Below are 21,068 nucleotides of genomic sequence, written 5' to 3' on the forward strand. Positions count from 1 at the left end.
GGCTCAGGGCCGGGGTGGCCGGGGCCGCCGGGTCCGGTGGGAGGCCACCGCCACTCCGGCCGCGGCGACCATCACCAGGGCCCCCGCCAGGGGGAACGGGGCGGTCAGGCCGAAGGAGTCGGCGAGCAGGCCGCCGGTGAGGGCGCCCACCGTGCCGCTGCCGAAGAGGGCGACCCGGTGCGCACCCGTACCCGGCCCCGCAGCTCCCGGGGCGCCTCGCGCTGGCGGGTGGAGAGCGCCACCACGTTCCACAGGGCGAAGCCGCCGCTGCTCAGCGCCAGCATCGCGGCGGTGACGGCGGTGGTCCCGCTCGCCGCGACCGCGACGGCCGGCAGCAGCGGGGCCGCTCCTCGCGGGCGGGCGGCAGCCGGTCGGCGGCCAGCCCCGCGCCGAGCCCGAACACCAGCCAGGCACCTTGCTGGCACGCGGCGATCAGCGCGACCGGGAAGGCGTCCTCGGAGACGGCGACGGCGATCAGCGGCAGAGCCCCGGCACGGATGGCGTCGGCGGCGTTGGCCGCGGCCGCGGAGGCCCAGAACCTCCGGAAGGAGGGCGGGAGACTTCGGTCCGCCATGGCGGGCGCTGTCACGACGGTTCCGTCTCCCTCGAACGGACAGGACGCGTCCGCCCGGGGGCGGGTGGCCCAGGCCGGGAGGGCGTTGCGCCGCCGGGGAAGGGTGGGGCGCGGGCCTCATGTCGCCCGCCGGGACGGCGTGTTCACCGGGGCGCGCGCCCCGAGGCGTACCCCCATCGTCCGGTGGAGCGCGGGGCGGCGCGGGTACGTAAGGGGCGAAGACGCCGATTCTGAGGGAGGGAGAGCCGTATGGGAGTGGCCGTCTGCTCGTTGAAGTGGGAAGCCGCCCGGACCGGAAGCCAGCGCATCGTCTACGACAGCGACGGCTACCACCTGGTGCGATTTCCGTACGAGGAGAGCGAGGAGTCGTACGACCCGTGGGGGATGCACGACCCGGGGAAGGCGTACCCCGACCCGGAGTCGGGGCTGATCGTGCCGAGCCACGACGGGTGGGGGACCGTCTCGGCGCTGGTGTTCTGGGCGCCGGACAGCCGGCCCGTGGAGTACCGGGCCCGGTTCGTGCGGGACCCGCTGGGGAGCTCGACCGGGTACGACTCCACGGCGACCACCGACTCGGCGCCGACCGGGGGCAACCAGTTCCGGACGTACGTGTGGCAGATGTTCGTCCGGAAGGACACCCCGCTCGGCCTGAAGGTCACCGCCAGGGCAGCGGGTGACGTGCCGGTGCCCGCGGCGCTGACCCTCGCCGAGTTCAAGCTGGCCGTACAGACGGACGTGCACGTGCCGGAGTGACCGGCGCCGTGCCGGGCGCGGCCCCCGCCGCCCTCGGGGCGCGGCCGGGGCCGGGTCGCTCAGGCCGCGAGCAGGGGAGTGGCGACCTGGGTGAGCGCCCGGGGGGTGAGCAGTTCGCGCGGGACGCTGATGCCGCAGTGGACGCAGTGCGGTTCGGGACCCTCGCCCCAGGCCAGGTGGGGGGTGGCGCAGACGGGGCAGCCGGTGCCGGGTTCCCGGTCGAGGGCGTCCAGGAGGCGGCGCAGCACCTCGGCGAGGGGGAGGGAGGGGTGCAGGCGGGGGTTGTCGCACCAGGCGAGGGCGTAGCCGCTGCCGGTGCGGCGCTGCCAGGTGTCGACGCCGGCCGGGCGGCGCAGCCCGTCGTGCTTCTCGCGGCGCCGGCGGGCGGCGAAGCGTGCCTCGTGGGCGAGCCAGAGGTCCCGCGCCTCCTCCACCTCGGTCAGGGCCGCCTCCAGCCGGGCGGGATCGGGTGACCGGTCCTCGGGGCCGAAGCCGTGCCGGGAGCACAGGTGGTCCCAGGTGGCCCGGTGGCCGTAGGGGGCGAATCGTTCGAGGCACTTGCGCAGGGAGTAGCGGCGCAGGGCCAGGTCGCATCGGGGGTCGCGGACCTGTCTCGCCAGACTCCGGAAACCAGCCATGGTGGTGCACCTCCGTGATCGGAACGCCGGCTCCGCCCCGGACCGCCGCCGTCCGGGAGCCGCGGAGGGGGGCCCGGGCGGAGTGCGGTCGGAGCGAGGTCGTTACAGGGACGTATGCGCCGTCGAAACGGCTCCATTCGTCCCGACGCCCTGCATTCCGCTTTCGTGCCCGACAGGGGCGTGTCCCGGCCATCCACGGTGTGTGGGGATTCGGAAAAAGTGACGCATGTTCACCTTCAGCCCTGGCCCTACCGGCGGTAACCTCCGGCTCACCATCGTCGGGAGGATCAGGTATGCGACGGCGCACGCCCAGACACGCCCCACGCACCTCACTGGCCGGCCGGGCGGTGGCCGTCACGGCCACCGCTGTGCTCGCCCTCACCGCGGGGCTGCTCTCCCCGCTCCCACCGGCCGCCGCCGACGACCCGCCGCCGGTCGCCGACCACTGCGGCGACAACTGCCTGGACATCCTGCCGCCGGGCAACAACGGCAGCGCCACCCTCGTCGAGATCCTCGCCAACCGGGCGCTCGGCACCCAGCCCAAGCACGCCGACGACCAGCTCGCGCCGTACGACGCGCTCGCCTCCGGTTACGGCTCGCTCACCGACGACAAGCTCTCCGACTTCTTCCAGGACGCCTCCTTCGGCGTCCCCGAGGACCAGGTCGCTTCCGTCATCAGGCCCCGCGAGGACGTGACGATCACCCGCGACAAGAAGACCGGGGTGCCGCACATCAAGGGCACCACCCGCTACGGCACCGAGTTCGGCGCCGGGTACGCGGCCGGGCAGGACCGGCTCTGGCTCATCGACCTCTTCCGGCACGTCGGCCGTGGCGAGCTGACGCCCTTCGCGGGCGGCGCCGAGGCCAACCAGGGCCTGGAGCAGCAGTTCTGGCCCGAGGCGCCGTACACCGAGGAGGACCTGGAGGCGCAGGTCGCCTACATCCGCGACCACGGCGGCGAGCGCGGCAGGCAGGCGATGGCCGACGCCCAGGCGTACATCGACGGGCTCAACGCCTACCGCGCCAAGGCGAAGAAGAGCCGTACCTTCCCCGGCGAGTACGTGCTCACCGGCAAGATCGGCGCGGTCACCAACATCGGCGAGATCGAGCCGTTCAAGCTGACCGACCTGATCGCGCTGGCCTCGGTGGTCGGCGGTCTCTTCGGCAACGGCGGCGGCGGCGAGGTCGAGGCCGCCCTCTCCCTCCTCGCCGCGCAGCAGAAGTACGGCGTGGCGAAGGGCACCGAGATATGGGAGGGGTTCCGCGGCCGCGAGGACCCCGAGACGGTGCTGACCGTCACCGACGGCACCTCCTTCCCGTACGCCGGCAAACCGGAGCGGGCGCGCGGCCAGGCGCTGCCCGACAAGGGCTCGGTCACCCGCGAGCAGGTCGTGTACGACCGCACCGGCTCGGCCGCGCAGAAGAACCCCGCCAAGGACCCGGTGAAGGCCCCCGCCGAGCTGAAACCCCTCCAGGGCATGTACGACGACGGCGTGCTCCCGGCCGACCTGTTCTCCAGCGACCGGGGCATGTCCAACGCCCTGGTGGTCTCCGGCGAGCACACCGCCTCCGGCCACCCGGTCGCCGTCTTCGGCCCGCAGACCGGCTACTTCGCGCCCCAGCTGCTGATGATGCAGGAGCTCCAGGGCCCGGGCATCAGCGCCCGCGGCGTCTCCTTCGCCGGTGTCGGCATGTACGTCCAGCTCGGGCGCGGCCAGGACTACTCCTGGAGCGCGACCTCCGCCGGCCAGGACATCACCGACACCTACGCCGTCGAACTCTGCTCCCCGGACGGCTCGGCCCCCGGCAAGGACGCCGTCCACTACCGCTTCCGGGGCGAGTGCCTGCCCATGGAGAAGCTGGAGAAGACCAACGCCTGGAAGCCCAGCCTCGCCGACTCCACCGCCAAGGGCTCCTACCGCCTCCAGGTGTACCGGACCAAGCTCGGCATCGTCACCCACCGCGCCACCGTCGACGGCACCCCCGTCGCCTACACCCAGCTCCGCTCCACCTACGGGCACGAGGCCGACTCCATCATCGGCTTCCAGATGCTCAACGACCCCGGCCAGGTGACCGACGTGGCCTCCTTCCAGGAGGCCGCCCAGCACATCAACTACGCCTTCAACTGGTTCTACGCCGACTCGCGGGACACCGCCTACTACAACAGCGGCGGCAACCCCGTCCGGGCCGAGGGCGTCGACGCGGCCCTTCCGGTGCGCGGCGAGCCGGAGTACGAGTGGCAGGGGTACGACCCGGCCACCCACACCTCCGACCAGACCCCGCCCGCCGAACACCCCCAGTCGGTCAACCAGGACTACTACATCTCCTGGAACAACAAGCAGGCCAAGGGATACTCCGCCGCCAACTTCAGCCACGGCGCGGTGCACCGGGGCGACCTGCTCGACGGCCGGGTGAAGAAGCTGGTCGAGACCGGCTCGGTCACCCGCGCCTCGCTCACCCGGGCGATGGCCGAGGCCGGCGTCACCGATCTCCGCGGCGAGCAGGTGCTGCCCGAACTGCTGAAGCTCCTCGGCGGCGGCGACAGCCCCGAGACCACCAAGGCCGTCCAGCAGCTACGGGCCTGGCAGGCGGCCGGGTCCCCGCGCAACCAGAGCGCGGCCGGCTCCAAGACGTACGCCCATTCCGACGCGGTGCGGATCATGGACGCCTGGTGGCCGAAGCTGGTGCGGGCCTCCTTCGAACCGGGCCTCGGCGAGGAGCTGTACACCGCCCTCACCGGTGAACTGACCGTCGACGAGACACCGTCCGCCGGGCACGGACCGACCGGCTCGCACGCCGGGTCGGCCTTCCAGAACGGCTGGTGGGGCTATGTCGACAAGGATCTGCGCCGGGTCCTCGGCGAGCCCGTCGAGGGCGGCCCCGGCGTCGCCTACTGCGGCGACGGCGACCGCGAGGCCTGCCGCAAGGTCCTGCTGACCACCCTCGCCGAGGCCGCCGCGACCCCGGCCGAGGAGGTCTACCCCGGTGACGACACCTGCGAGGCGGGCGACCAGTGGTGCGCCGACAGCATCGTCCAGCGTGCCGTGGGCGGCCTCACCCACAAGAACATCCAGTGGCAGAACCGTCCGACCTACCAGCAGGTGGTGGAGTTCCCGAGCCACCGCTGACCCACACCCGCACCGCACTCCCTGAACACGGCGGCGCGGCTCAGCGGTAGAGCAGGTACTTCCGCCGCGTCCGCCGGAACTCCGCCAGCTCGGCGCGCCAGCCCGCCACCACCTCGTCGGTGGTCGCGCCCGCGTCGATCGCGGTGCGGACCTGGGGGGAACCGGTGAGCTTGTCGATCCAGTTGTCCTCGCGCCAGGCGAAGCCCGGCCAGACCTGGCGCGCCGTCACCAGCAGCCCGATCCCGGTCCGTACCGGGTCGAAGACCTCCCGGTCGTGGACGTGCACCTGGACCCCGCCGACCGTCACCCCCTGGAACTTGGAGAAGACCGGCGCGAAGTACGCCTCGCGGAAGTGCACACCCTTCAGGCGCAGCTTGTTGGCGGCGGCCGCCCAGGCGTGGTCGATGCCCTCGGCGCCGATCAGCTCGAACGGGCGGGTGGTGCCGCGTCCCTCGGAGAGGTTGGTGCCCTCGAAGAGGCAGGTGCCCGCGTAGACCACGGCGGTCTCGGGGGTCGGCATGTTGGGGCTCGGCGGCACCCAGGGCAGCCCCGAGGCGTCGTAGAAGTCGTCCCGCCGCCAGCCGGTCATGCGGACCGTCTCCAGCTCGACGGGCCGGGCCAGGAACTCCCCGTTGAAGAGCCCCGCCAGCTCCGCCACGGTCATCCCGTGCGCCTGCGAGATGGGCTCGCGCCCCACGAAGGTCGCGAACTCCTTGTGCAGCACCGGGCCCAGCGCCTCCCGGCCGGTCAGCGGATTGGGCCGGTCCAGCACCACGAACCGCTTGCCGGCGAGCGCCGCCGCCTCCATGCAGTCGTACAGCGTCCAGATGTACGTGTAGAAGCGGGCGCCCGCGTCCTGGATGTCGAAGACGACGGTGTCCACGCCCGACTCGGTGAAGATGTCGGCGAGCTTCTGGCCCGAGGCCAGGTACGTGTCGTAGACCGGCAGCCCGGTCGCCGGGTCGTCGTAGCGGCCCTCGGAACCCCCGGCCTGCGCGGTACCCCGGAAGCCGTGTTCGGGACCGAAGACGGCGCGCAGATCGACGCGGCGGTCGGCGTGCATCACGTCGACGACGTGCCGCACCTCGCGGGTGACGCCGGTCGGGTTGGTGACCACGCCGACCTTCTGTCCGGCCAGCACCCGGTAGCCGCCGTCGGCCAGCTGCTCGAAGCCGGTGCGCAGCCCGCGCCCGCCCCGTCCCGGCGGACCGCCCTGCGCCAGGGCGGGGGCCGCGGCGGTGGCCGTCAGGGCCCCGGCTGCCGTGGTGGCGGCGAGGAGACTGCGTCGGGACAGGGTCATGCGCGGACCTCCGGGGTGCGGGGCTGTCATGTGCACGCACGCTAACGCGCCGAGCGCCCCCAGGGAACGAACCCGCGCCGGACGATCGCATTCCGCTCAAGCGGCCCAGGGGCCTCAGGTGTCCGCGGCCGGCTGCCGCCCGGTGAAGGCGCCCGCCGCCGCCGCGAGCGCCGTGGCCCGCGCCGCGCGGCGCGCCAGCTGCGGGTCGGGGGCGGTGCCGAGGAGGAGCAGCTGGTGGTAGAGGGGTGCGGTGGCCGCGACGAGCAGGGGCCGGGCCTCGGTCCCCGCCGGGAGGTCGCCGCGCGCGAGGGCCCGTTCCACCACCACCTCGCAGCGCGCGTACCGGTCGTCCCACAGGCGCCGCTGCGCCTCGGCCGCCTGCGGGGAGCGGAACGAGGCGGCGATCAGCGCCGGGACGACGGGCGGCCGCGCCGTCAGGGCGTCGTGGATCTCCTCGTTCAGCCCGGTCAGGTCGTCCTCCAGCGAGCCGGTGTCCGGGGGACCCCAGTCGTCCGTGCCGGCCGCGTCCAGCACGTCGGCGAGGAGTCCGCCCACATCCCGCCAGCGCCGGTACACCGTGGTGCGGTGCACGCCCGCCCGGGCCGCGACCGCCTCCACGGTGAGCCCGTCGTACCCGTGCGCGCCCAGCTCCGCGAGGACCGCGTCGAGCACCTGCCGCCGCGTGCGGGCCGTGCGGCCCCCGGGGCGGGGACGGGGGCCCGGAGGCGGGGCCGGCTGCGGGCCGGCTGTCTCGGAAGTCATCGTGGTCCGCCACTCCTCGCCGATATCCGTTGCGCGGGCGCCGCCGCTGTGTCAGCATCCTAATGCATCAGTTGTCGCACTAGTGGAGTGATCGATGTTCCTGCGAAGCGTTCCCCCGGCCGTCCGGCCCCAGGCCGCCCCGTCCTCGAACGTTTCGGAGAACCCGCATGCCCGTACAGATCACCGCGCGCGACGTCAGCAAGTCCTTCGACGGCCGCCCCGTCCTCTCCTCGGTCGCCTGCTCCCTCGGCGCGGGTGAGCGCACCGGCATCATCGGCGAGAACGGCTCCGGCAAGAGCACCCTGTTGCGCCTCCTCGCCGGGGTGGACCGCCCCGACGAGGGCGAGATCGTCGTCCAGGCGTCCGGCGGCGTGGGTCACCTCGCCCAGGAGGAGCAGCTGCCCGAGGCGATGACCGTTCAGCAGGTCCTCGACCGGGGTCTCGCCGGACTACGGGCCGCCGAGCGCCGTCTGCGCCACCTGGAGGCCGCGATGGCCGCGGGCGACGCGTCGGCCCTGGCCGAGTACGGCGACCTGCTGACCGCCTTCGAACTGCGCGGCGGCTACGAGGCCGACGCCCGGGCGGAGCGTGCCCTGCGCGGCCTCGGCCTGCGCCTGGTCGACCGCGACCGCGCCGTAGGCACGCTCTCCGGCGGCGAGCAGGTCCGGCTGCGGCTGGCCGCGCTGCTGGCGGGCGCGCCGGAGATCCTGCTCCTCGACGAGCCCACCAACCACCTCGACGCCGCCGCCCTGCACTGGCTGGAGGAGCACCTGCGCACCCGGCGCGGCACCACCGTCGCCGTCTCCCACGACCGGGACTTCCTCGAACGCGTGGCCACCAGCCTGCTGGAGGTGGACGCCGACCGCCGCACCGTCGTCCGCCACGGCGGCGGCTACGCGGGCCACCTCGCCGAGAAGGCCGCCGCCCGGCGGCGCTGGGTCCAGGAGTACGAGCAGTGGCGCGCCGAGGCCGCCGGGCTCCGCGAGGCGGCGGCGACCACCGCCCGCCGGGTCGCCCACGGCCGCTCCATGAGGGACAGCAACAAGATGGCCTACGACCGGGCGGGCGGCCGCGTGCAGCACTCCGTGGCCGCCCGGGTCCGCAACGCCGAGGAACGGCTGCGCCGCCTGCTGGCCGACCCGGTCCCGCAGCCCCCGGAGCCCCTGCGCTTCACCCCGGTCCTGCGGACGGGCCGCCTGGAGGGCGCCCTGCTGGAGGCGTCCGGCGTCGCGGTCCCGGGCCGGCTGGAGCGCACCGGCCTCACCCTCGCGGCCGGTGACCGCCTGCTGGTCACGGGGGAGAACGGCGCGGGCAAGTCCACCCTCCTCCAGGTCCTCGCCGGGGAACTGGCCCCCGGCTCCGGGACGGTCACCCGGCGCGGCCGCGTCGGCCACCTCGCCCAGGAGCCGCCGGCGGGCGACCCGGACCGGACCGTTCTGGCCGCCTTCGCCCGCGGCCTGCCGGGTCTGCCCGCCGACCACACCGAGCACCTGCTCTCCCTCGGCCTGTTCACCGGGGAGCAGCTCGCCGTGCCGGTGGGCCGCCTCTCCACCGGGCAGCGCCGCCGCCTCGCCCTCGCGCGGCTCCTCAGCCGCCCGGCCGACGTCCTGCTGCTGGACGAGCCGACCAACCACCTCTCGCCCGCCCTGGCCGAGGAGGTCGAGGCCGCGCTCGACGGCTACGCGGGCGCCCTCGTCGTCGTCAGCCACGACCGCCGCCTCCGCCGCCGCTGGCGCGGCGACCGCCTCACCCTCGAAGCCCCCGCCCCGGCGGCCGCCGCCCGCTGAATCCCGTCACACCCCTGACTCCCGCACCACCGGAAGGACGCTCACCCGTGCCCCCGTTCCCCGCCCCCGCCGACCCCACCGTGCTGCACCCGATGGAGGGCCAGCCGCGCGTCGTGCTCCTCAAGCCCCTCGTCACCTCCCCGCTCATCGAGGTGGGTGAGTTCTCCTACTACGACGACCCCGACGACCCGACCGCCTTCGAGACCCGCAACGTCCTCTACCACTACGGCCCGGAGAAGCTGGTCATCGGCAAGTTCTGCGCGCTGGCGACGGGCGTGCGGTTCCTCATGAACGGCGCCAACCACCGCATGGACGGCCCGTCCACCTTCCCCTTCCCGATGATGGGCGGCTCCTGGACCGACCACCGCGGCGTCCTCGCCGACCTGCCCGTCCGCGGCGACACCGTGATCGGCAACGACGTCTGGATCGGCCACGGCACCACCGTCATGCCCGGCGTCCGCATCGGCCACGGAGCGATCGTCGCCGCCGGCTCCGTCGTCACCCGCGACATCCCCGACTACACCGTCGCCGGCGGCAACCCCGCCCGCGTCATCCGCCACCGCTACGACGAGGAGGACACCGCCCGCCTTCTCGCCCTCGCCTGGTGGAACTGGCCCCTGGACCACCTCACCACCCACCTCCCCACCCTCATGTCCGGCACCATCGACGCCCTGGAGGCAGCAGCACCCCGCTGACGGCGGCTCCCCACTGACGCCCCGGGCCGACCACCCCAAGCCCGTGCCGACACCCCGAAGCCAGGGCCGATCACTTACAGCCCGGCCGGTGCTTGAGGCCGTCTTTTCGAGCCCGGCCGACGTCTGAGGCCACCAGCAGCGGCCGGGCGCGGTGGCAGACCCAGCCCGCATCCCCAGCTCTTCCCAATCACATACCGACTGGTTAGTCTGCCAAGGCCAGCCGCAGGCAGATCGCTGATTGGGAGCCACGTGGACACCTCCTCCGTGCACGGAACAGGAATCGTCGTCACCGGAGCCGCGGGCGGCATCGGCGCCGCCCTCGCCGAGCGCTTCGTCCGCGAGGGCGCCCGCGTCGTCGTCAACGACCTGGACGAGACCCGCACGAAGGAGGCGGCCGAGCGCACCGGCGCCCTCCCGGTCTGGGGCGACGCCTCCACCGTGGTGGACGCCGCCCGCGACGCCCTCGGCGGCACCGTCGACACCTGGTGCGCCAACGCCGGCCTGACCTCCCCGGGCACCGAGGAGGCCGAGGAGGAGATCTGGGCGGCGGCCTGGGACGTCAACGTCATGGCCCACGTCCGCGCCGCCCGCGCCCTGCTCCCCGGCTGGCTGGAGCGCGGCCACGGCCGCTTCGTCTCCACCGTCTCGGCCGCCGGCCTGCTCACCATGATCGGCGCCGCCCCGTACAGCGTCTCCAAGCACGGCGCGTACGCCTTCGCCGAATGGCTCTCGCTGACCTACCGCCACCGCGGCCTGAAGGTCCACGCCATCTGCCCGCAGGGCGTGCGCACCGACATGCTCACCGCCGCCGGTTCCGCCGGCGACCTGGTCCTCGCCCCCACGGCCATCGACCCCGAGGACGTCGCCGACGCCCTCCTCGCGGGCATCACCGAGGACCGCTTCCTCATCCTTCCGCACCCCGAGGTCGCCGGGTACTACGCGGCCCGCGCCAAGGACCCCGAGCGCTGGCTCGGCTCCATGAACCACCTTCAGCAGACCTGGGAAGGAGCAGGCCGATGACGACCGCTCCCCGCCACGGCTACGACACCAAGCCGTGGCTCGCACTCCTCGACGACGTCCAGAAGGCGCCCGTCGCACCCCCTCCCACCGTCGGCCACGCCTTCCGCGCGGGCGCCGCCCGCCACCCGGAGCGCATCGCCCTCGCCTACTTCGACGGCCGGATCGACTTCCGCGAGGCCGACCTGCTCAGCGACTCCGTCGCCGGACACCTCGCCGCCCACGGCCTCGGCCCCGGCGACCGCGTCGCCGTGATGCTCCAGAACAGCCCGCACTACGTCCTCGCCGTCCTCGGTGTCTGGAAGGCCGGCGGCGTCGTCGTCCCGGTCAACCCGATGTACAAGTCCGCCGAGGTCGCCCACGTCCTGGCCGACGCCGAGGTCAGCGGCCTGGTCTGCGCCGACCGCACCTGGGAGGCGTACCTGCGCGAGACCGCCGCCGGGACCGCCGTACGCCTCGTCCTCACCGCCGACGAGCGGCAGCTCCAGAGCCGCGACGACGAGCGGGTGCTCAGCTTCCAGCCCGTTCCGGCGCCCGCCGACACCGAGGACCTGCTGACCGTCGCCCGCGCCGGGCACCGCGCCCCCGAGGGACGCGAGCGCACCGCCGAGGACATCGCCCTCATCAGCTACACCTCGGGCACCAGCGGCACCCCCAAGGGCGCCACCAACACCCACGGCAACATCACCTACAACGCCGAACGCCAGCGCACCGGCTCCCGCATCCCCGAGGGCTCCACCTACTTCGCCCTCGCCCCGCTCTTCCACATCACCGGGATGGTCGCCCAGTTCGCCGCCTGCGTCCTCAACGGCGGCACCCTGGCGCTGGCGTACCGGTTCGAGCCCGGTACCGTCCTCGACGCCCTCGCCGAGCACCGCCCGGCGTACACGGTCGGCCCCGCCACCGCCTTCATGGCGCTCGCGGCCCACCCCGCCGCCACCCCGGGCCACTTCTCCTCCTTCGTCCTCATCTCCTCCGGCGGCGCCCCGCTGCCGCCCGCCCTGGTCGAGAAGTTCCGCGCCGGCTTCGGCCCGTACCTGCACAACGGCTACGGCCTCACCGAGTGCACCGCCCCCTGCGCCTCCGTCCCCACCGGCCGCGAGGCCCCCGTCGACCCGGTCTCCGGCACCCTCGCCGTCGGCGTCCCCGGCCCCGACTCGGTGGTGCGCATCCTCGACCCCGAGGGCCACGAGGTGCCCTTCGGCGAACAGGGCGAGATCGCGGTACGCGGCCCCCAGGTCGTCCCCGGCTACTGGCGCCGCCCCGAGGCCACCGCCGAGACCTTCCCCGGCGGCGAGCTGCGCACCGGGGACATCGGCTTCATGGACCGCGAGGGCTGGCTCTACGTCGTCGACCGCAAGAAGGACATGATCAACGCCTCGGGCTTCAAGGTCTGGCCGCGCGAGGTCGAGGACGTCCTCTACACCCACCCGGCCGTCCGCGAGGCCGCCGTCGTCGGCGTCCCCGACCCCTACCGGGGCGAGACCGTCCGTGCCTACGTCAGCCTGCGGGCCGAGGCGGACCCCGCCGACCTGGTCGCCCACTGCAAGGAGCGGCTCGCCGCGTACAAGTATCCGCGCGAGGTGCGGGTCCTGCCCGAGCTGCCGAAGACGTCCAGTGGGAAGATCCTCCGGCGGGAACTGCGTTCACCCAGTGGCGCCGGTTCCGGCGGCAACGAGACCGAAGGCCGCGTCTAGCGGCAGCGACGAGGAAGGTGGCGGCGCGCAGTGCCCCAGAACACGCCCGGAAACCCGGAGGGCGACGGCACGCCCGTACCCCGGCGGCTGCTGGCCGCCGCCACCCGCCTCTTCGCCGACCAGGGGTACGACCGGACCTCCGTCCAGGAGATCGTCGAGGCGGCCGGCGTCACCAAGGGCGCCCTCTACCACTACTTCGGCTCCAAGGAGGACCTCCTCCAGGAGGTCTACGCCCGCCTCCTGAGACTCCAGCAGGAGCGCCTGGACATGTACGCGGGCTCCCAGGAGCCCGTAGAGGAGCGGCTGCGCGCGGCCGCCGCCGACGTCGTCGTCACCACCATCGAGAACCTCGACGACGCCTCCATCTTCTTCCGCTCCATGCACCAGCTGAGCCCGGAGAAGAACAAGCAGGTCCGGGCCGAGCGGCGGCGCTACCACGAGCGGTTCCGCGCCCTGGTCGAGGAGGGCCAGCAGGCCGGGGTGTTCACCCGCGACATCCCCGCCGACCTGGTCGTCGACTACCACTTCGGCTCCGTCCACCACCTCTCCACCTGGTACCGCCCCGACGGCCCGCTCACCCCGCAGCAGGTCGCCACCCACCTCGCCGACCTGCTCCTGCGCGCCCTCACCCACCCGGGCGCCTGAGCCCACAAGGCAGCAGCACGAAGGCCCCGCCCTGGAAAGGGCGGGGCCTTCGTGCTGCTGCCGGATCAGCGGTACTGCTTCAGCTCCCGGCGGGCCAACGAGCGCTGGTGCACCTCGTCGGGGCCGTCGGCCAGCCGCAGGGTGCGGGCGGCCGCCCACAGCTCGGCCAGCGGGAAGTCCTGGCTCACCCCGCCCGCGCCGTGCAGCTGCACCGCCCGGTCGATGATGTCCACCACGGCGCGCGGCGTCGCGATCTTGATCGCCTGGATCTCGGTGTGCGCGCCCCGGTTGCCGACGGTGTCCATCAGCCAGGCCGTCTTCAGCACCAGCAGCCGCAGTTGCTCAACCGTCACCCGGGCGTCCGCGATCCAGTTGTGGACCACGCCCTGCGCCGCCAGCGGCTTGCCGAACGCCTCCCGCTCCACCGCGCGACGGCACATCAGCTCGATCGCCCGCTCGGCCATGCCGATCAGCCGCATGCAGTGGTGGATGCGGCCGGGGCCGAGCCGGGCCTGGGCGATGGCGAAGCCCCCGCCCTCCTCGCCGACCAGGTTGGCGGCCGGGACGCGGACCTGGTCGAAGACCACCTCGGCGTGGCCGCCGTGGTAGTGGTCCTCGTAGCCGTAGACCCGCATCGCCCGCTTGACGGTGACGCCCGGGGTGTCGCGCGGGACCAGGATCATCGACTGCTGGCGGCGGATGTCGGCGCCGTCCGGGTCGGTCTTGCCCATGACGATGAAGATCTTGCAGTCGGGGTTCATCGCCCCGGAGATGTACCACTTGCGGCCGGTGACCACGTACGCGTCGCCGTCCCGCTCGATCCGGGTGGTGATGTTGGTGGCGTCCGAGGAGGCCACCTCCGGCTCCGTCATCGCGAAGGCCGACCGGATCTCCCCGGCGAGCAGCGGCTCCAGCCACTCCTTGCGCTGCGCCTCGTCGGCGAACTCGGCCAGCAGCTCCATGTTGCCGGTGTCCGGCGCCGCGCAGTTCAGCGCGGTCGGCGCCAGCTGCGGGGAGCGGCCGGTGATCTCGGCGAGCGGCGCGTACTGGAGGTTGGTGAGCCCGGCGCCGTACCGCCGGTCGGGGAGGAAGAGGTTCCACAGGCCCTGCCGCTTCGCCTCCGCCTTCAGCTCCGCGACCACCGGCGGCTCGTCCCAGGGGGAGGTGAGCTGGGCCCGCTGCTCGTCGGCGACGGCCTCGGCCGGGTGGACGTGCTCGTCCATGAAGGCGAGCAGCTTCGTGCGGAGTTCCTCGGTGCGCGCGTCGTACGCGAAGTCCATGGTCAGCCTTCCTGGAGGGTGGTGAGACCGTGCTCGATGAAGACGGGGACGAGTTCCCCGATGCGGTCGAAGCCCGCGCCGACGGTCTGGCCGAGCGTCCAGCGGTAGTGGATGCCTTCGAGGATCACGGCGAGCTTGAACCAGGCGAAGGCGGTGTACCAGGAGACCGCCGAGGTGTCCCGGCCGGAGCGCTCGGCGTACCGGGCGACCAGTTCGGCGGGGGAGGGGTGGCCCGGGGCGGAGGCGGTGGTGCCGATGGGGGAGCCCGGCAGCTGGAGCGGCGTGCTGTACATGACCAGCAGGCCCAGGTCGGTCAGCGGGTCGCCGAGCGTGGACATCTCCCAGTCGAGGACGGCCCGGATGCGGTCGTCCGGGCCGATCAGGGCGTTGTCGAGCCGGAAGTCGCCGTGCACCACGGTGGCCGGGCCGGAGACGGGCAGCGCCTTGCCGAGGGCGGTGTGCAGCTCGTCGATGCCGGGCAGCTCGCGGTTGCGGGAGGCGTCGAGCTGCTTGCCCCAGCGGCGCAGCTGCCGCTCCAGGAAGCCCTCCGGCCGCCCGAAGTCGTCGAGGCCGACCGCCGCCGGGTCGACGGCGTGCAGGTCGACCAGGGTGTCGACGAGGCCGAGCACCGCTTCCCGGGTCCGCTCCTCACCGAGTGCGGCCAGCTCCTGCGAGGTGCGGTACGGGACGCCCTCGACGAACTCCATCACGTAGAACGGCGCGCCCAGCACCTCGCTGTCCTCGCAGAGCAGGACGGTGCCGGGGACCGGGACCGGGGTGTCCCTGAGCGCGCTGATCACCCGGTGCTCGCGCGCCATGTCGTGCGCGGTGGCCAGCACGTGGCCCAGCGGCGGCCTGCGTACCACCCAGTGCGCGGTGCCGTCGGTGACCGCGTAGGTGAGGTTGGAGCGGCCGCCCTCGATGAGTCTGCCGGTCAGCGGCCCGGCGACCAGCCCGGGCCGCTCCGCGTCCAGGTACGCGCGCAGCCGGACCAGGTCCAGGCCGCGCGGGGAGGCGGCGGCGCCGTCCTCCTGCGGTGCGGGGATGTCCGGTCGCTCTGGGCTCATCATGGCTCCTGGATGCTGCGGTGCATGGTCGTCCCCTATGATGCCGACCAGTCGGTATGTCGTCCAGAGGCGGAGCCCGACGTGATCCGGATCGCCTCCCCGCACACGGCACCCGCCCGGTTGCGCCCCGCCTCCCGCCCGCCGAGCCTCGAAGGAGGGGGGAACCGGCCCGACCCGCCCGGGAGGCAGCCCATGCAGGGGATCAGCTACCGCACCTTCGGCGGCCCGGAGGTGCTGGAGTACGGCGATCTGCCCGATCCGAAACTGGCGCCCGACGCCGTCCTCGTCAAGGTGGTCGCCACCGCCGTCAACCCGGCCGACCTCGCCTGCCGCTCCGGCCTGCTCGCCCCGCTCCTGGACACCGCCTTCCCGGTGATCCCCGGCTGGGACGTCTCCGGCGTCGTCGTGCAGCGCGGCTGGTCGGTCGACGAGTACGCGGTCGGCGACGAGGTCATCGGCTACGTCCGCAAGGACTGGCTCAGCCAGGGCACCTGCGCCGAGTACGTCGCCTGCCCGGTCCGCACCCTCGCCCGCAAACCCCGCAACCTCGGCTTCCTGGCCGCCTCCGGCCTGCCCCTCGCCGGCCTCACCGCCCTCCAGGCGCTCCGCCGGTGGCTTCAGGTGCGGCGCGGCGAGACCCTGCTGGTGCACGGCGCGGCGGGCGCGGTCGGCTCCATGGCGGTCCGCATCGGCGTCGACCTCGGCGCCCGCGTCATCGGCGCCTCCCGGGCGGACGCCGCCGAGCGGGTCCGGGAGCTGGGCGCCGAACCGGTCGCCTACGAGGACGGCTTCGGCGCGGCCGTACGGGAACTGGCGCCCGGGGGCGTCGACGCGGCCCTGGACACCGTCGGCGGGCCGGTGCTCGCCGGGACCCCGCCGCTGCTCGCCCAGGACGGCCGGCTGGCCTCGGTGGCCGACGGGGAGGTGCTCTCGCTCGGCGGCGTCTACGTCTTCGTCCGCCCCGACCCGCACGACCTCGCCGACCTCGCGGGCCTCGCCGAGGCCGGGGCGGTCGACGTCGCGGTGGCCCGGAGCTTCCCCCTGGACCGGGCCGAGGACGCGCACCGGGCCGCCGCCCAGTACCCGGGTGCGCAGGGCAAGACGGTGATCACCGTCGACTGGGAGTGAGCGCGGGCGGTGTCAGGCCGGGGAGGCGACCAGCACCCCGGCGGCCACCGCCAGCCCGGCCGCGCAGCAGACCGCGCCCAGCGCCCACCGCGCCGGCAACGGCGCCGGCCGGGCCGGCGCCAGGGCGTGCAGGCGGCGGTGGGCCAGGGCCAGGAAGCCGATCCACAGCAGGCAGCAGGCGGCGAGCGCCAGCAATCCGGCGGCGCCGCCGGAGCGGTGCAGGGCGGCGCGGGCGGCGAGCACCGCGACGACCGTGCAGGAGAGGGTGGTGCGCCGCCAGGCGAGCCGGGTCCGCTCCGGCTGGAGCCCGGGGTCGCGTACGGCTTGCGTGCTCACCCGGCCCACCCGAAGACCACGACCACCACCATGGCGACCGCCACCACCGCCACCAGCAGGCTCAGCACCGCCGGGAAGCGCGAGACGGGCAGGTCCTCACCGCGCCGCATGGCCCGCTCGCACCGCACCCAGTGGTGGACGGCGCGCAGCGCGCACAGCACCCCCGAGGCGAGCAGCCCGAGGGCCAGCGCGATCCGCCAGCCGTCGGGGAGCCCGGGCAGGAACTGGTCGACGGCGAAGCCGCCCGCGATCAGCGCGAGGGCCGTCCGCAGCCAGGCGAGGAAGGTCCGTTCGTTGGCCAGGGAGAAGCGGTAGTCGGGGGTGTCGCCCTCGTCGGCGATCCGGGCGGGCGACCACCACAGCCTGAGGTCCTGCCGAAGGCTCACCGGCCCTCCCGCTCGGCCAGCAGCTCCCAGGCGGCGAGCCCGTCCGGCACCCACGGCCACTCGGGCAGCCGGGCCGCAAGCTCCTCGTCGGTGAGGAAGGCGTGCCAGGCCACCTCGGAGACCTGCGGCTCCACGGGCAGGTCGCACCGCACCTCGTAGACCCGCGACCACCACGAGCCGTGGCCGTCCGGGTCCTCGTAGAGGAAGGAGAAGAGCGGGGTGGGGGCCGGGAGGCCGCTGACGCCCAGCTCCTCCTCGGCCTCCCGGAGCGCCGCGGCGTCGTACCCCTCCCCGGCGCCGACCACGCCGCCGACGAAGGGGTCGTAGCGGGAGGGGTGGAGGAGCTTCGTGGCGGTGCGGCGGTGGACGAAGGTGCGGCCCTGCGCGTCGCGGGCGCGGACGAAGACGCACCGGTGCCGGAGCCCTTGGGCGTACACCTCGCCGCGCCGGGCGGTGCCCACGACCCGGTCGTCGGCGTCCACCACGTCCAGCAGTTCCTCGGCGGGGTCCTCGTACGGCTCGCTCTCCATGCGTCCCATGTAACACCCCGCCCCCCGGCCCGGGCAGGTCAGGGGGCGGGGCGCCGGCCGCACGGCGGGCTCACTGGCCCATGACGTACTTCACCGTCGGCCCGGTGGTCCAGCCGCCGTCCACGGCCAGTTCGGCGCCGGTGACGTAGGAGGAGGTGTCGGAGAGGAGGAAGACGACCGCCCCGGCGATCTCCCCGGGCTCGCCCACCCGGCCCATCGGGGTGTTGGGGTAGTTGCCCTCACCCTGCTGGATGCCGGTCTCGGCGGTCATCGGCGTGTACGTCATGCCGGGGTGGACGGAGTTGACGCGGATGCGGTCGGTGCCCAGCTCCACGGCGGCGAGCTTGCTGAGCCCGCGCACGCCCCACTTGGAGGCGCCGTACGAGGAGGTGAGCGCGAGCCCCATCAGGCCGGCGGCCGAGGAGATGTTGACGATCGAGCCGCCGCCCGCCTCCTTCATCGCCGGGATCACGGTCTTCATGCCGATGAAGACCCCGGTGAGGTTGATGTCGACCACCTTGCGGAACCGCTCGACGCTCTCGGTCTCCAGGAACATCCCGGTGGAGATCCCCGCGTTGTTGACCAGCCCGTCGACCGAGCCGAACGCGTCCCGGGCGTACGCCACCACGCGCTGCCAGTCCTCCTCGCTGGTCACGTCGAGGTGCTGGTACCGGGCGGCGTCGCCCAGCGCGCGGGCGGTGGCGGCGCCCTCCTCGTCCCGTACGTCGGCGAGGACGACGCGGGCCCCGGCCGCGACCGCCTGGCGGGCGGTCTCCGCCCCGAGGCCGCGGGCCCCGCCGGTGATGATGACGGTCTTGCCGCTGAGGTCGTTCATGATGCCGTCCTTCCGGCCGCGGGCACCGTTGCCCGCAGCAGTGATGCGGTGGTCTCGACGAGGTCGGCCAGGAAGAGCCGCTCGCCGGTCAGAGGGGTGGCGCCCGCCAGGTACTGCCGGGCCCGGTCGGCCAGGGCGGCGCCCACCAGGGTCAGGGCCAGGTCGAGGCGCTCCAGGCGCAGCGGCTCCGGGAGGGCGGCCAGGCACTCCTCGATCCGGCCGATCACCTCCCAGTAGCGGGTCCCGGCCAGCGTCGGGTGCGGGACGCGGGTGCGGACCCCGCTCTCGTGGCTGAGCTGCGCCGAGATGCACAGACAGCGCCGGCCCGGCTCGGTGGCCAGCTCGCTCGCCTCGGCGGCGATCAGCGCACCCAGCAGCTCGCGGAGGAGATCCGGGGACTCACCGTCCCCGGCCGTGCCCGCGCCGCCGTCCAGGTGGCGGGCGGCCGGCCCGGCCGCCAGCACGGCTTCCGTACGCTCCTGCCGCTCGGCCATGACCGCGTCCAGCAGCCCGGCCCGCGACCCGAAGTGGTACTGGACCGCCGACGGGTTGGCCTGTCCGGCCAGCCGCGTGATGTCGCGGAGCTGCGCGCCGTCCACCCCCTGCGCGGCGAACACCTCCTCGGCCGCCCGCACCAGCTTCTCCCGGGTCCCGCTCGCTTTCCTGACCATGGTTCCAAAGTAATGCTGCACATTATTAATGTCCAGCATTGCCGCCAGGGGAGGGCGCCCCGGGTGTTGACGCCCGCACCGGTGCCGCACAGGATCTAACCCACCGGTAACCCAGGGATCGAGGACGTGGACATGGCGTACGACGCAGACGTGATCGTGATCGGCGCGGGGCTCGCCGGGCTCGCCGCCACGGCCGAACTCGTCGACGCGGGACGCAAGGTGATCCTGCTGGACCAGGAGCCCGAGCAGTCCGTCGGCGGCCAGGCCCACTGGTCCTTCGGCGGTCTCTTCTTCGTCGACTCGCCCGAACAGCGCCGCCTGCGCATCAAGGACAGCCACGCCCTCGCCCTCCAGGACTGGCTGGGCACCGCCGGCTTCGACCGCGAGGAGGACCACTGGCCGCGCCGCTGGGCCGAGGCGTACGTCGACTTCGCGGCCGGCGAGAAGCGGGCCTGGCTGCACGGGCAGGGCGTCCGGTTCTTCCCCGTCGTCGGCTGGGCCGAGCGCGGCGGCTACGACGCGGACGGCCACGGCAACTCCGTCCCGCGCTTCCACATCACCTGGGGCACCGGGCCCGGCCTGGTCGCGCCCTTCGAGCGCCGGGTCCGCGAGGGCGTCGCGCGCGGCCTGGTCGAACTGCGCTTCCGGCACCGGGTGACCGGGCTCGGCCGCAGCGAGGGCAGCGTCGACACCGTCACCGGCGAGGTCCTCGAACCCTCCACCGCCGACCGGGGGCGGGCCAGCAGCCGCGAGGTCGCGGGCGCCTTCGCACTGCGCGCCCAGGCCGTGATCGTCACCTCCGGCGGCATCGGCGGCAACCACGACCTGGTCCGCCGCAACTGGCCGAAGCGGCTCGGCACCCCGCCGAAGAAGCTGCTCTCCGGCGTCCCCGCCCACGTCGACGGCCTGATGCTGGACGTGGCCGCCGAGGCCGGCGGCAACCTCATCAACGGCGACCGCATGTGGCACTACACCGAGGGCATCGAGAACTGGAACCCGATCTGGGCCCGGCACGGCATCCGCATCCTGCCCGGCCCCTCCTCGGTCTGGCTCGACGCCACCGGCAACCGGCTCCCCGTCCCGCTCTTCCCCGGCTTCGACACCCTCGGCACCCTCGAACACATCATGCGGACCGGCCACGAGCACACCTGGTTCGTCCTCAACCAGCGGATCATCGGCAAGGAGTTCACCCTCTCCGGCTCCGAGCAGAACCCCGACCTCACCGGGCGCTCGGTCCGCGGCGTCCTCCAGCGGGCCCGCGCCGACGTGCCCGCGCCCGTCAAGGCCTTCATGGACCAGGGCGCCGACTTCGTGGTCGAGCGCGAACTGCCCGCCCTGGTCCGCGGGATGAACGCGCTCACCGACGAACCCCTCGTCGACGAGGCCGCGCTGCGCCGCACCCTGACCGCCCGGGACCGCGAGATCACCAACCCGTTCACCAAGGACTCCCAGATCACCGCGATCCGCGGCGCCCGCGCCTACCTCGGCGACCGCCTCATCCGCGCCGCCGCCCCGCACGCCATCCTCGACCCCGCGGCCGGTCCGCTCATCGCCGTCCGCCTCAACATCCTCACCCGCAAGTCCCTCGGCGGCCTCCAGACCGACCTCTCCTCCCGCGTCCTCACCGAGTCCGGGGAGCCCCTGCCCGGCGTCTACGCGGCCGGGGAGGCCGCCGGCTTCGGCGGCGGCGGGGTCCACGGCTACCGCTCCCTCGAAGGCACCTTCCTCGGCGGCTGCCTCTTCTCCGGCCGCACCGCCGGCCGGGCCGCCGCCGAGGCGACCGCCTGACCCGGGGCGGGCCGGGGGAGGGGCGGGCGCCGGGCGGAAAACGGCTACGGC

General features: G+C 74.0%; 21 protein-coding genes. 9 read left to right on the forward strand and 12 right to left on the reverse strand.

Annotated elements, in window-relative coordinates; genetic code table 11:
• Positions 1 to 3 precede the first annotated feature (3 nt).
• Both OIM89_RS25385 and OIM89_RS25390 read right to left on the reverse strand, forming a co-directional pair.
• Complete coding sequence (locus OIM89_RS25385; RefSeq protein ID WP_157877568.1) at positions 4 to 150, reverse strand: hypothetical protein; 147 nt, start codon at positions 148 to 150, stop codon at positions 4 to 6.
• Positions 151 to 271: 121 nt separating this feature from the next.
• A complete protein-coding gene (locus OIM89_RS25390) occupies positions 272 to 574 on the reverse strand; it encodes a hypothetical protein (RefSeq protein ID WP_195731206.1) in 303 nt (100 codons plus the stop codon).
• A 249-nt stretch (positions 575 to 823) separates the two neighbouring features.
• On the opposite strand from OIM89_RS25390, the gene OIM89_RS25395 reads away from it, so the two are divergent.
• Complete coding sequence (locus OIM89_RS25395) at positions 824 to 1,327, forward strand: hypothetical protein (RefSeq protein WP_030696557.1); 504 nt, start codon at positions 824 to 826, stop codon at positions 1,325 to 1,327.
• Positions 1,328 to 1,386: 59 nt separating this feature from the next.
• On the opposite strand, the gene OIM89_RS25400 is transcribed toward OIM89_RS25395, so the two are convergent.
• On the reverse strand, positions 1,387 to 1,965 hold the full coding sequence (locus tag OIM89_RS25400; RefSeq protein WP_047469950.1) for a hypothetical protein: 579 nt from the start codon (positions 1,963 to 1,965) through the stop codon (positions 1,387 to 1,389).
• Positions 1,966 to 2,258: 293 nt separating this feature from the next.
• Between OIM89_RS25400 and OIM89_RS25405 the strand changes: the two genes are divergently transcribed.
• Entirely contained in the window at positions 2,259 to 5,093 is a 2,835-nt protein-coding gene (locus OIM89_RS25405) for a penicillin acylase family protein (RefSeq protein ID WP_264491642.1), read from the forward strand.
• Positions 5,094 to 5,133: 40 nt separating this feature from the next.
• On the opposite strand, the gene OIM89_RS25410 is transcribed toward OIM89_RS25405, so the two are convergent.
• Positions 5,134 to 6,393: an exo-beta-N-acetylmuramidase NamZ domain-containing protein gene (locus OIM89_RS25410; RefSeq protein WP_047469957.1), complete on the reverse strand. Its 1,260-nt coding sequence runs from the start codon at positions 6,391 to 6,393 to the stop codon at positions 5,134 to 5,136.
• Between the two features lie 114 nt (positions 6,394 to 6,507).
• On the reverse strand, positions 6,508 to 7,155 hold the full coding sequence (locus OIM89_RS25415; protein WP_047469960.1) for a TetR/AcrR family transcriptional regulator: 648 nt from the start codon (positions 7,153 to 7,155) through the stop codon (positions 6,508 to 6,510).
• A 167-nt stretch (positions 7,156 to 7,322) separates the two neighbouring features.
• Here OIM89_RS25415 and abc-f point away from each other — a divergent pair, with 167 nt between their 5' ends.
• The 5 genes from abc-f to OIM89_RS25440 all read left to right on the forward strand — a co-directional run bounded on the left by abc-f (position 7,323) and on the right by OIM89_RS25440 (position 12,996).
• Entirely contained in the window at positions 7,323 to 8,942 is a 1,620-nt protein-coding gene (gene abc-f, locus OIM89_RS25420; protein WP_264491643.1) for a ribosomal protection-like ABC-F family protein, read from the forward strand.
• A gap of 92 nt (positions 8,943 to 9,034) precedes the next feature.
• A complete protein-coding gene (locus tag OIM89_RS25425) occupies positions 9,035 to 9,637 on the forward strand; it encodes a CatB-related O-acetyltransferase (protein ID WP_217685829.1) in 603 nt (200 codons plus the stop codon).
• A gap of 249 nt (positions 9,638 to 9,886) precedes the next feature.
• The gene (locus tag OIM89_RS25430) at positions 9,887 to 10,657 is read left to right on the forward strand and encodes an SDR family oxidoreductase (protein ID WP_030696551.1); all 771 of its coding nucleotides are present in this window, start codon (positions 9,887 to 9,889) and stop codon (positions 10,655 to 10,657) included.
• Positions 10,654 to 12,351, forward strand: coding sequence for a class I adenylate-forming enzyme family protein (locus OIM89_RS25435; protein ID WP_264491644.1), 1,698 nt, complete (start codon positions 10,654 to 10,656; stop codon positions 12,349 to 12,351). Before OIM89_RS25430 ends, OIM89_RS25435 begins: the two co-directional genes overlap by 4 nt.
• A gap of 30 nt (positions 12,352 to 12,381) precedes the next feature.
• Positions 12,382 to 12,996 carry a TetR/AcrR family transcriptional regulator gene (locus OIM89_RS25440; protein WP_030696549.1) on the forward strand — a complete coding sequence of 205 codons (615 nt, stop codon included), beginning with the start codon at positions 12,382 to 12,384 and terminating at the stop codon, positions 12,994 to 12,996.
• A 65-nt stretch (positions 12,997 to 13,061) separates the two neighbouring features.
• Here OIM89_RS25440 and OIM89_RS25445 read toward each other — a convergent pair whose 3' ends face one another.
• Both OIM89_RS25445 and OIM89_RS25450 read right to left on the reverse strand, forming a co-directional pair.
• Positions 13,062 to 14,276 (reverse strand): acyl-CoA dehydrogenase family protein, encoded by a 1,215-nt coding sequence (locus OIM89_RS25445; protein ID WP_257203769.1) that lies wholly within the window; start codon positions 14,274 to 14,276, stop codon positions 13,062 to 13,064.
• A 2-nt stretch (positions 14,277 to 14,278) separates the two neighbouring features.
• Positions 14,279 to 15,346, reverse strand: a complete 1,068-nt coding sequence (locus OIM89_RS25450) for a phosphotransferase family protein (RefSeq protein WP_078858194.1) — start codon at positions 15,344 to 15,346, stop codon at positions 14,279 to 14,281.
• 189 nt (positions 15,347 to 15,535) lie between these two features.
• Here OIM89_RS25450 and OIM89_RS25455 point away from each other — a divergent pair, with 189 nt between their 5' ends.
• Positions 15,536 to 16,471, forward strand: a complete 936-nt coding sequence (locus tag OIM89_RS25455; protein WP_264491645.1) for an NADP-dependent oxidoreductase — start codon at positions 15,536 to 15,538, stop codon at positions 16,469 to 16,471.
• A 12-nt stretch (positions 16,472 to 16,483) separates the two neighbouring features.
• Here OIM89_RS25455 and OIM89_RS25460 read toward each other — a convergent pair whose 3' ends face one another.
• The 5 genes from OIM89_RS25460 to OIM89_RS25480 form a co-directional block, all read right to left on the reverse strand.
• Positions 16,484 to 16,807, reverse strand: coding sequence for a DUF202 domain-containing protein (locus tag OIM89_RS25460; protein ID WP_264491646.1), 324 nt, complete (start codon positions 16,805 to 16,807; stop codon positions 16,484 to 16,486).
• Positions 16,804 to 17,193, reverse strand: a complete 390-nt coding sequence (locus OIM89_RS25465; protein ID WP_023420178.1) for a YidH family protein — start codon at positions 17,191 to 17,193, stop codon at positions 16,804 to 16,806. The genes OIM89_RS25460 and OIM89_RS25465 overlap by 4 nt, the downstream gene beginning before the upstream one ends.
• Positions 17,190 to 17,723, reverse strand: coding sequence for an NUDIX domain-containing protein (locus tag OIM89_RS25470; protein WP_264491647.1), 534 nt, complete (start codon positions 17,721 to 17,723; stop codon positions 17,190 to 17,192). Before OIM89_RS25470 ends, OIM89_RS25465 begins: the two co-directional genes overlap by 4 nt.
• A 70-nt stretch (positions 17,724 to 17,793) precedes the next feature.
• Positions 17,794 to 18,558: an SDR family oxidoreductase gene (locus tag OIM89_RS25475; RefSeq protein WP_030696543.1), complete on the reverse strand. Its 765-nt coding sequence runs from the start codon at positions 18,556 to 18,558 to the stop codon at positions 17,794 to 17,796.
• The gene (locus OIM89_RS25480; RefSeq protein WP_030696542.1) at positions 18,555 to 19,229 is read right to left on the reverse strand and encodes a TetR/AcrR family transcriptional regulator; all 675 of its coding nucleotides are present in this window, start codon (positions 19,227 to 19,229) and stop codon (positions 18,555 to 18,557) included. The genes OIM89_RS25475 and OIM89_RS25480 overlap by 4 nt, the downstream gene beginning before the upstream one ends.
• A gap of 132 nt (positions 19,230 to 19,361) precedes the next feature.
• Between OIM89_RS25480 and OIM89_RS25485 the strand changes: the two genes are divergently transcribed.
• Positions 19,362 to 21,017 carry an FAD-binding dehydrogenase gene (locus OIM89_RS25485; protein WP_030696541.1) on the forward strand — a complete coding sequence of 552 codons (1,656 nt, stop codon included), beginning with the start codon at positions 19,362 to 19,364 and terminating at the stop codon, positions 21,015 to 21,017.
• Positions 21,018 to 21,068 lie beyond the last annotated feature (51 nt).

This window comes from Streptomyces sp. BI87, assembly GCF_025957665.1.
Lineage (GTDB): Bacteria > Actinomycetota > Actinomycetes > Streptomycetales > Streptomycetaceae > Streptomyces > Streptomyces albidoflavus.

What these genes read in the sequence shown, in the direction of transcription:
- OIM89_RS25390 (WP_195731206.1), bottom strand. Translation starts at nt 574, where the DNA reads ATGGCGGACCGAAGTCTCCCGCCCTCCTTCCGGAGGTTCTGGGCCTCC.
- OIM89_RS25395 (WP_030696557.1), top strand. Translation starts at nt 824, where the DNA reads ATGGGAGTGGCCGTCTGCTCGTTGAAGTGGGAAGCCGCCCGGACCGGA.
- OIM89_RS25400 (WP_047469950.1), bottom strand. Translation starts at nt 1,965, where the DNA reads ATGGCTGGTTTCCGGAGTCTGGCGAGACAGGTCCGCGACCCCCGATGC.
- OIM89_RS25405 (WP_264491642.1), top strand. Translation starts at nt 2,259, where the DNA reads ATGCGACGGCGCACGCCCAGACACGCCCCACGCACCTCACTGGCCGGC.
- OIM89_RS25410 (WP_047469957.1), bottom strand. Translation starts at nt 6,393, where the DNA reads ATGACCCTGTCCCGACGCAGTCTCCTCGCCGCCACCACGGCAGCCGGG.
- OIM89_RS25415 (WP_047469960.1), bottom strand. Translation starts at nt 7,155, where the DNA reads ATGACTTCCGAGACAGCCGGCCCGCAGCCGGCCCCGCCTCCGGGCCCC.
- abc-f (WP_264491643.1), top strand. Translation starts at nt 7,323, where the DNA reads ATGCCCGTACAGATCACCGCGCGCGACGTCAGCAAGTCCTTCGACGGC.
- OIM89_RS25425 (WP_217685829.1), top strand. Translation starts at nt 9,035, where the DNA reads ATGGAGGGCCAGCCGCGCGTCGTGCTCCTCAAGCCCCTCGTCACCTCC.
- OIM89_RS25435 (WP_264491644.1), top strand. Translation starts at nt 10,654, where the DNA reads ATGACGACCGCTCCCCGCCACGGCTACGACACCAAGCCGTGGCTCGCA.
- OIM89_RS25445 (WP_257203769.1), bottom strand. Translation starts at nt 14,276, where the DNA reads ATGGACTTCGCGTACGACGCGCGCACCGAGGAACTCCGCACGAAGCTG.
- OIM89_RS25450 (WP_078858194.1), bottom strand. Translation starts at nt 15,346, where the DNA reads ATGATGAGCCCAGAGCGACCGGACATCCCCGCACCGCAGGAGGACGGC.
- OIM89_RS25455 (WP_264491645.1), top strand. Translation starts at nt 15,536, where the DNA reads ATGCAGGGGATCAGCTACCGCACCTTCGGCGGCCCGGAGGTGCTGGAG.
- OIM89_RS25470 (WP_264491647.1), bottom strand. Translation starts at nt 17,723, where the DNA reads ATGGAGAGCGAGCCGTACGAGGACCCCGCCGAGGAACTGCTGGACGTG.
- OIM89_RS25475 (WP_030696543.1), bottom strand. Translation starts at nt 18,558, where the DNA reads ATGAACGACCTCAGCGGCAAGACCGTCATCATCACCGGCGGGGCCCGC.
- OIM89_RS25480 (WP_030696542.1), bottom strand. Translation starts at nt 19,229, where the DNA reads ATGGTCAGGAAAGCGAGCGGGACCCGGGAGAAGCTGGTGCGGGCGGCC.
- OIM89_RS25485 (WP_030696541.1), top strand. Translation starts at nt 19,362, where the DNA reads ATGGCGTACGACGCAGACGTGATCGTGATCGGCGCGGGGCTCGCCGGG.